General features: G+C 60.2%; 11 protein-coding genes. 6 read left to right on the forward strand and 5 right to left on the reverse strand.

The genetic code is table 11. The features are described 5' to 3' along the window. Positions 1 to 58 precede the first annotated feature (58 nt). Together tal and tkt are read right to left on the reverse strand one after the other, a co-directional pair. Positions 59 to 1,159 (reverse strand): transaldolase, encoded by a 1,101-nt coding sequence (gene tal, locus sake_RS06420; RefSeq protein WP_129359690.1) that lies wholly within the window; start codon positions 1,157 to 1,159, stop codon positions 59 to 61. 80 nt (positions 1,160 to 1,239) lie between these two features. Further along, positions 1,240 to 3,357, reverse strand: coding sequence for a transketolase (gene tkt, locus sake_RS06425; RefSeq protein ID WP_178945642.1), 2,118 nt, complete (start codon positions 3,355 to 3,357; stop codon positions 1,240 to 1,242). Positions 3,358 to 3,809: 452 nt separating this feature from the next. Between tkt and sake_RS06430 the strand changes: the two genes are divergently transcribed. Then, positions 3,810 to 4,706: a heme o synthase gene (locus sake_RS06430; RefSeq protein WP_129360135.1), complete on the forward strand. Its 897-nt coding sequence runs from the start codon at positions 3,810 to 3,812 to the stop codon at positions 4,704 to 4,706. A gap of 210 nt (positions 4,707 to 4,916) precedes the next feature. Here sake_RS06430 and sake_RS06435 read toward each other — a convergent pair whose 3' ends face one another. From sake_RS06435 to sake_RS06445, 3 genes are all read right to left on the reverse strand, one after another. Continuing rightward, a complete protein-coding gene (locus sake_RS06435) occupies positions 4,917 to 5,930 on the reverse strand; it encodes a heme A synthase (RefSeq protein ID WP_178945643.1) in 1,014 nt (337 codons plus the stop codon). A 96-nt stretch (positions 5,931 to 6,026) separates the two neighbouring features. Beyond that, positions 6,027 to 6,845, reverse strand: coding sequence for an ABC transporter permease (locus sake_RS06440; RefSeq protein WP_178945644.1), 819 nt, complete (start codon positions 6,843 to 6,845; stop codon positions 6,027 to 6,029). Continuing rightward, on the reverse strand, positions 6,842 to 7,735 hold the full coding sequence (locus sake_RS06445) for an ABC transporter ATP-binding protein (RefSeq protein WP_238147648.1): 894 nt from the start codon (positions 7,733 to 7,735) through the stop codon (positions 6,842 to 6,844). The genes sake_RS06440 and sake_RS06445 overlap by 4 nt, the downstream gene beginning before the upstream one ends. A 247-nt stretch (positions 7,736 to 7,982) precedes the next feature. Between sake_RS06445 and sake_RS06450 the strand changes: the two genes are divergently transcribed. The 5 genes from sake_RS06450 to sake_RS06470 all read left to right on the forward strand — a co-directional run bounded on the left by sake_RS06450 (position 7,983) and on the right by sake_RS06470 (position 12,703). After that, a complete protein-coding gene (locus tag sake_RS06450) occupies positions 7,983 to 8,765 on the forward strand; it encodes a metalloregulator ArsR/SmtB family transcription factor (RefSeq protein WP_178945645.1) in 783 nt (260 codons plus the stop codon). A 12-nt stretch (positions 8,766 to 8,777) separates the two neighbouring features. After that, a complete protein-coding gene (gene sufB, locus sake_RS06455) occupies positions 8,778 to 10,235 on the forward strand; it encodes a Fe-S cluster assembly protein SufB (protein WP_129359686.1) in 1,458 nt (485 codons plus the stop codon). A gap of 93 nt (positions 10,236 to 10,328) precedes the next feature. Continuing rightward, entirely contained in the window at positions 10,329 to 11,555 is a 1,227-nt protein-coding gene (gene sufD / locus sake_RS06460; RefSeq protein WP_129360132.1) for a Fe-S cluster assembly protein SufD, read from the forward strand. 45 nt (positions 11,556 to 11,600) lie between these two features. Beyond that, positions 11,601 to 12,365: a Fe-S cluster assembly ATPase SufC gene (sufC, locus tag sake_RS06465; protein ID WP_129359685.1), complete on the forward strand. Its 765-nt coding sequence runs from the start codon at positions 11,601 to 11,603 to the stop codon at positions 12,363 to 12,365. Beyond that, on the forward strand, positions 12,362 to 12,703 hold the full coding sequence (locus sake_RS06470) for a metal-sulfur cluster assembly factor (RefSeq protein WP_129359684.1): 342 nt from the start codon (positions 12,362 to 12,364) through the stop codon (positions 12,701 to 12,703). The genes sufC and sake_RS06470 overlap by 4 nt, the downstream gene beginning before the upstream one ends. Positions 12,704 to 12,753: the final 50 nt, after the last annotated feature.

Consider the following 12,753-nt stretch of genomic DNA (forward strand, 5'->3'; position numbering starts at 1 on the left):
ATCACCGATCGGGAGGGGCCGTGGAGGGCCTGCTCCCAGGCCCTCCACGCGATCACCCTTACTTGCCGAGAGCCTTGGAGACGGTCTCGAGCAATTCTTCCCAGGAATCCTCGAACTTTTTGATGCCTTCTGTCTCGAGCTTCTCGACGACCTCGTTGTAGGAGACACCGATCTTCTCCAAAGCATTGATGTCTGCTTCGGCCTGGTCGTACGTCCCTGAAACGGTGTCGCCCGCGATTTCGGCGTGATCGGCGGTAGCCTCAAGGGTCTTCTCGGGCATGGTATTGACCGTGTTCTGGACGACCAACCCCGTCACGTACATCGTGTCCGGGTAATTTGGGTCCTTGGTGCCCGTCGAGGCCCACAACGGCCGCTGCGGCTTCGCTCCTGCTTCCTCAAGGCGCTTCCAGCGTTCGGTCGAGAATGCTTCCTCGTATACCTGGTAGGCGAGACGAGCGTTGGCGAGACCGGCCTTGCCCTTCAACTCAAGGGCCTCATCGGTACCGATCTTATCCAACTGACCGTCCACCTCAGCGTCGACTCGGGAAACGAAGAACGACGCAACCGAATGGATCTTGCTGAGATCATGACCGTTCTCGAGTGCACGCTCGAGCCCGATCATGAATGCATTGATCACGGCACGGTAGCGCTCAAGGGAGAAAATCAGGGTCACGTTGACGCTGATACCTTCGGCGATGGTGGCCGCGATCGGTTCGAGACCGGCTTCCGTCGCGGGAATTTTGATCATGACGTTCTCACGGCCCACGGACTCGTGAAGACGTTTCGCCATGGCCACCGTCTCATCGGCCCTGTGTGCCAAACGCGGATCGACCTCGATCGAAACGCGCCCGTCCACACCCTGCGACGAATCGTAAATGGTTGCGAAGACATCGCACGCGTCGCGGACATCGTCGGTAGTAACCGTGAAAACGGCCTCCTCGACGTCGGCACCGGCCTGGGCGAGTTCACTCACCTGGGCGTCATAGGCATCTCCCTTGGAGAGAGCCTGCGCGAAAATCGTGGGGTTGGTGGTCACACCGACGACGTTGCGGTTCTCGATGAGCTCGTCAAGGTTGCCCGTGCCGAGCCGTTCGCGGGACAAATCGTCTAGCCAGATCGAGACTCCGGCGTCGGATAGTTTCTGAGTTGATGTTGACATGTTTTTCTCCTCGTGACGTTGAAGGCGTTGGCCAAAAGCACCGGGGCCGCTCATCAAAGTGAGCGGCCCCGGTACCGCGGTCAGGCCTTCGAAGCGTGAATGGATTCCTTGGCCGCCTCGGCGACGGCCTCGGACGTGATTCCGAATTCTTTGTACAGGGTCTTGTAGTCGGCCGATGCGCCGAAGTGGTCGAGAGCGACGGCCCGTCCTGTGGTGCCGATCAGATCGTTCCACGACATTGCGGATCCGGCTTCCACGGAAACGCGCGCGGTCACGCTGGCGGGGATCACTGACTCGCGATATCCGGCATCCTGGCGGTCGAACCATTCGCGGCAGGGCATTGAGACTACTCGGGCAGCCACGCCCTCTGTGGCGAGGGCTTCGCGAGCCTCCAGCGCGAGCTCGACCTCCGAGCCTGTCGCGATCAGGATGACGTCGGGAGTCGAATCCGTGTCCGCCAGAACGTACCCACCACGTGCGGCACCCTCTGCCGAGGCGAACTTCTCGCCCTCGACATCGGGATGGATGTCCACACGGGGCACCGTCGGCAAGCCTTGACGGGTCAGAGCCAGCCCGGCAGGACGTTCCTTCTGCTCCAGGATTGTGCGCCAAACGACTGACGTCTCATTGGCATCTGCGGGCCGAACGACGTCGAGGTTCGGGATGGCACGCAAGGTCGAGAGCTGCTCGACTGGCTGGTGAGTCGGCCCGTCCTCGCCGAGGCCGATCGAGTCGTGGGTCCACACGTAGATCGAGGGTACGCCCATGAGAGCCGACAGGCGGATCGCGGGACGCTGATAGTCGCTGAAGATCAGGAAGGTTCCGCTGAAGGCGCGGGTCGGGGAGGAAAGAACGATTCCGTTGACGATGGCCGCGGCAGCGTGTTCGCGAATCCCGAAGTGCAGAACCCTACCGTAAGGATTAGCGGTGAACTTTTTGGTCGAACGGCTCGACGGGTTGAAGGAGTCTGCCGATTCGATCGTGGTGTTGTTGGAGCCGGCCAGGTCGGCCGAACCGCCCCAGAGCTCGGGGAAAGTTTCAGCGATCGCGTTGATGACCTTGCCGCTCGCTGCGCGGGTCGCCAAAGAGGCTCCGGCTTCGAAGACAGGGAAGGACTCCTTGTAGTCCTCGGGCAGCCCGCCCTCGGACAAGCGCTTGTACAACTTTGCCGCTTGCGGATTCTCTTCCTGCCATTCGCGGAAGGACTTCTCCCATTCTTCGCGCTCACGGTGAGCACGTTCCTTGACTTCACGCGTATGCGCAAGGATGTCATCTTCGATCTGGAATGACTTCTCAGGATCGAAGTCGAGGATTTCCTTGACGGCCTTGACCTCGTCGCCGCCCAAAGCGGAACCGTGGATGCCGCCGGTGTTTTGTTTATTGGGAGCAGGCCAGCCAATGATGGTCTTCAATGCGATCAGCGTCGGCTTGTTAGTGACTTTCTTGGCCTCGCGAATCTGGTCGAAGAGCTCCTCGACGTTCTCGGCGTAGCCGCTACCGCCATTGGTCCAATCGACGGAACGAACGTCCCAACCGTAGGCCTCGTAGCGCTGGGCGACATCCTCGGTGAACGCAACGTCGGTGTCGTCTTCGATCGAGATCTGGTTCTGGTCATAGAAGACAATGAGATTGCCCAACTGCTGGTGCCCGGCGAGTGAGGATGCCTCTGAGGTGACGCCCTCCTCCAGATCGCCGTCGGAGGCAATCGTGTAGACGGTGTGATCGAAGGGGCTCGCGCCTTCCGGAGCCTCGGGATCGAAGAGCCCGCGCATGCGACGCTGCGCATAGGCGAAGCCGACGGAAGAAGCCAGACCCTGACCCAAGGGACCCGTCGTGATTTCAACGCCCTTGGTGTGCTTGTATTCGGGGTGGCCGGGAGTCAATGAGCCCCATGTGCGGAGAGCCTCAAGGTCTTTGAGTTCCAGGCCGTAACCGGACAGGAAAAGCTGAATGTAGAGGGTCAATGATGAATGCCCGGGGGAGAGCACGAACCTGTCCCGCCCGGCCCAACGATCGTCGGTCGGGTCGTGACGCATGACCTTTTGATGAAGGAGATAGGCCAAGGGGGCGAGGCTCATGGCCGTACCCGGATGCCCGTTGCCGACCTTTTCCACGGCGTCCGCCGCCAATACACGGACGGTATCGACCGCGCGCTGGTCCTTTTCCGTCCATTCGAGCTTCCCATTCAGATTCGGCACGAAATGCCCCTTTCTCCGCAGACATCGGCGATAACCATCACGTCGAGCGTGATCCTGGTCCCGCCACTTCTGTCTACAACCATAATTGACTGGCCCCTTTGAGGTCAGCGGTGTGAGCCGACAGCGGAAGACAGGTTCACAATCGGCAGACGAGACGGAAATATCACGGTTTCCTCTAGGGAGGGAACATGGGTCCGTTATATGATGAGAGTTGCTTTCAACCCCGCGGACCACTCGTTGTACCGCTCGCGCCGCGGGATCCGGTTTATCGCCGGTCACCGGAGTCAATCATGAAGGGTCGATGAGTGAAGCGCCAAAGTTTTAGCGACACATCGCCCGCCGCGCGCACACCTACTGATGCCGCCGCGCCGGGCTCTGATTCCCGCGTTGCGTCGCTTCCGGGGGGTTCCAGCGCCAGTCCGCTCGATCACGGTCCCTTCGGCAACCGCAAAATAGGTCTTGGACGAAAGCTCAAAGCTTTCTTCCTTTTGACCAAACCGCAAGTCATCGAACTTCTCCTGGTGACCACGGCCCCGACCATGATCTTTGCCGCGGGTGGGTTGCCCAGCCTGTGGCTCATCCTCAACACGATGATCGGTGGAGCGATGGCTGCCGGAGGTGCCGGCGCTTTCAATTGTTACATTGACCGTGAGGCCGATCGCCTCATGAAACGCACTGAACGGCGGCCCCTGGTCACCGGAGAGATCACCGACCGCCAAGGGTTGATCTTCGCGTGGGGACTCTCGATAGTTTCCGTTGTTTACTTGACGCTACTGGTCAATCCTTTGGCGGGCGCGCTCGGCCTCGCGGCGATCCTGCTTTACGTCGTCTTCTACACGATGATTCTGAAGCGTCGCACCGCTCAGAACATCGTGTGGGGCGGTATCGCCGGGTGCATGCCGGTCTTCATTGCGTGGGCAGCCGTTGAGAACAAGCTCAGTTTCTCGTCCCTCGTGCTGTTCGTCATCATCTTCCTGTGGACCCCACCGCACTACTGGCCCTTGTCCATGAAGTACGCGGAGGACTATCAGCGGGCCGGAATTCCTATGCTGGGCGCGATTGCCTCGGCAAAGGCCGTTTCGGTTCAAGTCGTCCTGTACGCATGGGCTACCGTCATCTGCTCTTTGATGCTCATCCCGGTCGGCGGTGCCGGCTGGGTATACGGTCTCACCGCGTTGGTTTCCGGCGCCTGGTTCATCTGGAAGTGTCACCAGTTGCACCAGCAAGCGCTTGCCGAAGAGGCTACTTCACGCACGGCAATGGTGGTATTCCATGCCTCCATCACGTATCTGACGTTGGTTTTCGTTGCACTGGCCATTGACCCATTCGTCGGAGGCCCCGTCCTCTAATCCATTGCGCGAGGAAACAACGCCTCAGTTGGATCGAGAAGCCGCATCGCTGCGTATTAAGCGGTGCGGCTTCTTCATTGTGGACCGCGCTCCATATGTGGAGATCACCAGGGCCCGTTCGGCGCCCACGGAGCGGACCAGGGCCCGCATGCGCCTCAGGTCTCCCTGAGGCGCATGCGGGCCCTGTGGTGGTGGAATGGTGCTCGGCTCCTAGACGATGCCGTTGGCCTCTGCGATCTCCACGCGGCTTTCCGCGAGGTTCCTGAGCGTTGGAGTCCCTAGCACAACCATGCGCTCGAACAAGCAGGTAACGGACCAGATCAGCAGTCCGGCACCGATCAGATGGAACCACACCAATACCCCTGGCGAGCCCGTGAAGTACTGTGTGTAGCCGATCGCGCCCTGGAAAAGCATGACGATGACGATGGTCCAAGCGCTCTTGGATACGGCAGGGGCCCAATTCTTGCGCTTCGCAAGGACCAGGATAGCGACGATGAGCAGCAATAGTATCCAGACCGGAATGGTGTGGAATCGGGTGACCACCTCCGGATTGAATGCATGGCGGGCACTGTCGGTGTCACCGGAGTGGGGGCCGGTACCGGTGACCAAGGTTCCCATGTAGACGGCGATGGTGGTGACGACAGCGATCACAACGCCAAGGAACCTCTGGAGATTGTCCGGGCCCGGACGGTCACTCAAACGTTCGGTCTCGATCACGCGACGCATTGAATACCGACGGACGCGGGCGTAGAAGATCGCGGCCATGGCGACCATGACACCGGAGAGCATGAAGTGCACACCAACCATCCAAGGATTGAGTCGCAGCCAAACGGAGACTCCGCCGACAATCGCCTGGACGATGACTCCGAGGCCAAGGGCTAGGGCAATGTAGAACAGGTCCGTGTAGCGCCCACGCAGTCGCCACACTGAAATGAACGTCAATAGGGCCACGATGCCGACCGCGCCGGTGAGCGTCCGGTTGCCGAATTCGATGAATCCATGAATCCCCATGGCGGGGACGTTCGTCCAGGTCTCCGACGTGCAACGAGGCCACGTAGGGCATCCCAAGCCAGAGCCGGTCAGGCGCACCAGGCCACCCGTCAGCACGAGCAAGAAGTTCACCAAAATCGATGCGATTCCCAGAAGTCGTACCCAGGCGTTGACATTCAGGGGAATGAAACGGTCAATGAAAGAACCTCGGGTCGGGAGGGATCTCGTGGTCATGGTTGAACCTCAAATAGCTGGCGATGGTTTCGGATATGCAATGCCCTTCTCATTATTCGCTTTCCGCCCCTCCGGATGCGAACGCGCCGACCGTGGTCATGACCACTTGAACCACCGCTTGGCGGCGAGGCCAGCGACGAGAATCCACATCACCAGAACCAAATGCGGCCACCAAGCAAATTGATGGTTGAGCATGTCAGAGCGAAGCGCGGCGCCCAATGCACCAGAAGGAAGCAACTCGATGAGCCATGAAGCGGCGCCGGGGAATTGATGCGCGGGGATCAAAGAACCACCCACGGTGGCCAAAACCACCCAGACTGTGTTTACCACGGCGAGTGTCGCCTCGGCTCGGACCACGCCGGCTACTAGAAGGCCGATGGCCGTGAAAGCGGCGGCGCCTACAACCAGGGTAGGAAGAGACAAGAGGAAGCCCAGAACGCTGGGGTTCCAACCGAGGGCGAAACCGACGACGCCCATCACGACGTACTGAATGACCACGACCGAAAGAACGGCAACTCCTTTTCCCGCGATGAGTCCGCCGCGACCGAGCGGCGTCGTCGAGAGGAATCGGAGCACACCATAGCGTCGGTCGAATCCCGTAGCGATTCCCTGACCTGAGAGCGCCGTCGACATCGCACACAACGCGAGCACGCCGGGCATTGCGACGTCCACCCGGGAGCCGCCGAAATGCTCGGCCCAGGTATCCAGGAATCCGGTGAACGCCAGTCCGAAGAGGGCCATGAGGGGGAACAGGATCAGGAGCATGAGCTGTTCGCCGTTCTTGAGCATCGAGATGGTCTCGTACCGACCCTGCGCGAGGATCCTGCTCCAGGACGATGCAGGCTGGCGTGGTGAGGATTCTGGGGCATTCCATGCGGTGCTCTGCGAGTCCGCCATGGTGGCATCTTGGCTCATCGGAGGGTCCTCCCGGAAATATCTAGGAACAGGTCTTCCAGGCTGCGGGGCTTGAGCTCGAGGCTCGTGGGCAGCTCCCCGTCCGTTGCCCACGTATCTGCGAGGTGTGCCAGGTGCTGGGGACGAATTGCGCCCGAGATTTCATACGAACCCGCATGCTCTTCCTTGACCGTGAGACCTCCCGAGAGGGACTCGGGGAATAGGTCGCACAGTTCAAGTCCGGGACGCGAGATCGAGAACCGCAGCGTCTGACGGTCCTGACTGCTGTAGAGCAATTCGTCGACTTGCCCCTCGATGACGTTGCGGCCTTCATCGACGATGTATACGTAGTCAGCGAGTCGCTGGGCATCGTCCATGAGGTGGGTGGTCAGTACGATGCAGGTCCCAGCCTCTTTGACTTCCCGGACGAGATCGAAGACGACGCGCCGGGATTGAGGATCCAAGCCGGCGGAGGGCTCGTCAAGGAAGAGGACCTCGGGGTTGCCCACCAGGGCCGCGGCCAATGCGACACGTTGTTTCTGCCCGCCGGAGAGACGGCGAATATTGGTTCGGTTGAACGAGTCGATTCCCAACCGGGATACCAAGGAATCCAGATCCGCAGGATACCTGTACATCGACGCGACGTGCCGAAGAAGCGGAATGGGCCGGATGGCCTGGGGAAGCCCACCGTCCTGAAGCATGATGCCGACCCGGGCCCTGAGCGCCGGACCTGCCGCCCAAGGGTCTTCACCCAGAAGACGAACCGACCCGGCGGTGGGTTTCTGGAGCCCCTGTGCGCAGGCGAGAGTCGTCGACTTGCCCGCGCCGTTGGCCCCCAGAAGTGCCGTGACTTTGCCGTGGGCCGCACGTAGACTGATCCCATCGACGGCCCGGAATGTGGTCGGACTCACAGGGTTCGAGGACGGCTGGACGCGGCTCCTGCGAGGTGCAGGGAATTCCTTGCGCAGATCGTCGATCAGAAGGGCGGAATCGGTCACCGAGGAGGGGGATCGCCGTCGGTGGTCTTCTAAATGTGGCACTTTCACAGTCTACGATGTGGCTCGGCCACCCCGGTGCATTGTGATCCAAGCCGCTACTCGCTTCGGGCAAGGTCTCCCTTACTAGAAGGACCGGAATAAATTAGGACATAATTTAGTTGTGTATTTCGTGAAGGAAAAAGCCCAAGCCCAGGGCGCCTCTCCGCAGGGAGGTGCCGAGACTGAGGAAAGGACCCGGGATCGGGTCCTCCAAGGAGTGCTGGCACACGGTCCAGTGTCCGCGGCAGACCTTGGTCGGAACCTCGGTCTCACACCTGCCGCGATCCGGCGTCATCTCGAAGCACTTGAAAAAGACCAACTCATCGAAATCACCATGGTTCGTAAGCAAGGGGGCGGCGCCGGGAGGCCTGCCCGCCGTTATGTCATTGCCCCGCAGGGCCATGCCCGGCTCGGCAACGACTACCTTGATATAGCGATCGATTCGTTGAAAACGATCCGCGGAGCTTTGGGGCATGAAGCCCTGGAAAACTTCGCGCACCAGCGGTTTAAGGAGATGGAACGGCGTTACCGTCCCATCGTCGATGCCGCCGGTCCGGATATCTCCGATCGTGCCAAGGCTCTCGGCGATGCCATGACCCGTGATGGATTCGTGGCCAGCACCTCAGTGATGGCCATGGGGAAAGCGGCCAAGACGGTCGAACTGCCTGAGCATCTGCTGTCCAGCATCCAGTTATGCCAGGGTCATTGCCCCGTGCGCGATCTTGCCCAAGAATTTCCCGAGTTCTGTGATGAAGAGACTCGCGTCATCGCCTCCCTTCTGGGGGTCGATGTCCGAAGACTTTCCACCATGGCCGGGGGAGCCCACGTCTGCACCACACACATCCCGTTGGCTCGCGGGACACATCAAGCCACCGCTGCCTCTCGGGGAAGCGACACTCAGTAAGGAAAGGTCTCAATGACTGAACAAGTTGAGCGCAATGCCGACGGAAATGTCATTTCCGACGTTCTGGAGAGGAACCCGGAGCTCGAAGGCATCGGAACGTACCAATACGGTTGGTACGACTCCGACGACGCCGGCCAATCTGCCAAACGCGGTCTGAACGAGGACGTCGTTCGCGACATCTCGAACAAGAAGAGCGAACCGGAATGGATGCTGAACCTCAGGCTCAAGGCCCTGAAGTTCTTTGATCGCAAGCCCATGCCGACGTGGGGTGCAGACCTCACCGGCATCGACTTCGACAACATCAAATACTTCGTCCGTTCGACGGAGCGTCAGGCTGAGTCCTGGGAGGACTTGCCGGAAGACATCCGCAACACGTACGAGAAGCTGGGCATCCCGGAGGCCGAGCGGAACCGCTTGGTTGCCGGCGTCGCGGCTCAGTATGAGTCCGAGGTCGTATACCACCAGATCCGTGAAGACCTTGAGCGCCAAGGCGTGATCTTCATGGACACGGACACCGCACTCAAGGAACACCCCGAGTTCTTCGAGGAGTACTTCGGTACGGTCATTCCCGTGGGCGACAACAAGTTCGCCGCCCTTAACACGGCCGTATGGTCGGGCGGTTCCTTCGTTTACGTTCCGCCGGGAGTCCACGTCGAGATCCCGTTGCAGGCCTATTTCCGTATCAATACGGAAAACATGGGTCAGTTCGAGCGCACCCTGATCATTGCCGATGAGGACTCATACGTTCACTACATCGAGGGTTGCACGGCTCCGATTTACAAGTCGGATTCGTTGCACTCTGCGGTTGTTGAGATCGTGTGCAAGAAGAACGCTCGCGTTCGCTACACGACCATTCAGAACTGGTCGAATAACGTCTACAACCTGGTGACCAAGCGCGCCATTGCACACGAGGGCGCGACCATGGAATGGATCGATGGCAACATCGGTTCCAAGGTCACACAGAAGTACCCGGCCGTTTACATGGTCGGAGAGCACGCCAAGGGCGAGACGCTCTCGATTGCCTTCGCGGGCGAGGGCCAGCACCAGGACACCGGTTCGAAGATGGTTCACATCGCCCCGAACACCTCCAGCTCCATCGTCTCCAAGTCGGTGGCTCGCGGCGGCGGACGTGCCGCCTACCGAGGGCTCGTCCAAGTCAGAGAGGGCGCCAAGCACTCGAAGAACAATGTGGTTTGTGACGCTCTGCTCGTCGACACGATCTCGCGATCGGACACGTATCCCTACATCGATATCCGCGAGGACGAGGTGACGTTGGGACACGAGGCGACGGTTTCTCGTGTGTCCGAGGAGCAGCTGTTCTACTTGCAGCAGCGCGGTCTGCCCGAAGACGAGGCGATGGCCATGATCGTTCGTGGCTTCGTCGAGCCGATTGCCCGCGAACTGCCGATGGAGTACGCGCTCGAGTTGAACCGTCTTATCGAACTCCAGATGGAAGGATCCGTAGGCTAAAACATGACTGATCAGATCAAACAGGAGCAGACCGAGGCTCCCGAGAATGTCGACGGCGTTCATGTCGGCGAAGCACGTCCGGCCATTCCGGGAATGGATCAGGAAGGCGAAAAGCTTTCCCCGGACCTCGCAACGGATGACACCATCCGGGCCCGGAAGTCCGCGAACGCGGGAGATACGGGATCCCAGGTCATGCATTCCCGGGCGGAGCGCCCATGGAGCTTCGACGTCGCGGATTTCTCGTTGCCCAATGGGCGCGAGGAGGAATGGCGTTTCACCCCGATCAAGAAGATTGCGCGCCTGTTCGAGGATGCGGCCAGCGAAGAGGTCGACGGAGCTCCGGCAGCGAAAGTTTCGTTCGACGGGCCGGAATCATGGCTCGCCGGGAAACTGGCTCAAGGAGAGTCTCCGCGAGACACCGTTCTGCGGCCTTCGGACCGCGCGGCGGTCGTCGGTTCCGCCAACGCTCCTGAAGCCTTGCACGTTCGCGTGCCGGACAACGAGGAGCGACGAGAACCAGTAACGGTTCGGATCGTGGGACAGTCCGCATCGGCGCGCTCGAACAACCACCTGGTTGTCGAGGCCGGGGCGAACTCGCACAGCACAGTTGTGATCGAGCACACCGGTTCGGCCGTGCACAACGGGAACGTCGAGGTCATCGTCGGCCAGGGTGCCACGCTGACCGTCATCTCGTTGCAGCGCTGGAATAACGACACTCTGCATGTCGGACAGCATGATGCCGAGGTCGGCAAGGATGCTCACTACAAGCACATCAACGTGACGTTGGGCGGTGACGTCGTTCGACTCAACTCGAATGTGCGCTTTGCCGACGAAGGGGCGAATGCGCAGCTTTTCGGCTTGTACTTCGCCGATTCGGGTCAGCACCTCGAGCATCGCTCGTTCGTGGATCACAACGCTCCACGTAATACCTCCAACGTCCTGTACAAGGGCGCGTTGCAGGGCGAGAAAGCCCATACCGTGTGGGTCGGAGACGTGCTCATCCAGAAGGCCGCAGAAGGAACGGACAGCTACGAGAAAAATCAAAACCTCGTGCTGACCGACGGTGCGCGGGCAGACTCGGTGCCCAACCTCGAAATCGAAACCGGCATCATCGAGGGTGCAGGCCACGCCTCGACGACTGGTCAGCTCGACGACGAGCACCTCTGGTACCTCATGGCTCGCGGCATTCCGGAGAAGCAGGCCCGCCGTCTGGTCGTGCGTGGCTTCCTCTACGAAATCATTCAGCAGATCCGCGTATCCGAGCTAGAGGACTCCCTGATGGATGCCCTCGAGGACGAGCTGGCGATCAGCAACAACTAATGCCGTTTGGCGACGGAAGAACTTCACAACCTTCAGAGGAGAACAATGTCCACTCTTGAGATCAAGGATCTGCACGTATCCGTCATCCTCGATGACGAAAACACCAAGCCGATTCTCAAAGGCGTCAACCTGACGATCAAGTCGGGCGAGATCCACGCGATCATGGGGCCCAACGGCTCGGGCAAGTCGACCTTGGCGTCGACGATTGCCGGGCACCCCAAGTACAAGGTCGACTCTGGCGAGATCTTGCTCGATGGCGAGGACGTCACCCAGATGTCCGTGGATGAGCGAGCGCGCGCTGGCCTGTTCCTGGCCATGCAGTACCCGGTTGAGATCCCCGGCGTGACGATGTCCAACTTCTTGCGTTCCGCGAAGACCGCAGTCTCCGGCGAGGCTCCGGCGCTGCGCACGTGGACCAAGGACGTCAAGGGCGCAATGAACCAGCTCAAGATCGATCCGGACTTCGTGTCGCGTAACGTCAACGAAGGTTTCTCCGGCGGCGAGAAGAAGCGCCATGAGATCCTTCAGCTCGAGCTGCTCCAGCCCAAGTTCGGGATCCTCGATGAGACCGACTCCGGCTTGGACATCGACGCGCTGCAGGTCGTCTCCGAGGGCGTCAACCGCGCCCACGAGGCCAACGATCTCGGTGTCGTGCTCATTACCCACTACACCCGCATTTTGCGCTACATCAAGCCCGACTTCGTCCATGTGTTCGTTGACGGTCACGTCGCCGACCAGGGCGGCCCAGAGTTGGCCGAACGACTGGAGGAAGAGGGCTACATCGGCTACCTTCAGGGAGCAAAAGCATGAGTGAAACCGCAACCGAAGCCCCGGAAGGGCAACCCACTGAGCAGGAAATCGAAGACGCTCTCGCGAACGTTATCGATCCCGAGCTTGGCGTCAATATCGTGGACCTCGGGCTGCTGTACGGAACGCGTTGGGATGACCAGGGTGGTCTGATCATGGACATGACCCTGACCACTGCGGCCTGCCCGCTTCAGGACGTCATCGAGGAGCAAGTGGCCCAGAACTTGGAGCCCTTGGTCGACGAATGGCATGTGAACTGGGTTTGGATGCCGCCGTGGGGACCCGAACGCATCACGGAAGAAGGTCGCGACCAGATGCGCGCCCTCGGATTCAATATCTAGAGAATTCCTCTCCGGCGAAGATCAGGGCCGGTGCCAGCTTGATTTCAGGC

Origin of the sequence: Kocuria sp. TGY1127_2 (genome assembly GCF_013394385.1) — a bacterium.
GTDB lineage: Bacteria > Actinomycetota > Actinomycetes > Actinomycetales > Micrococcaceae > Rothia.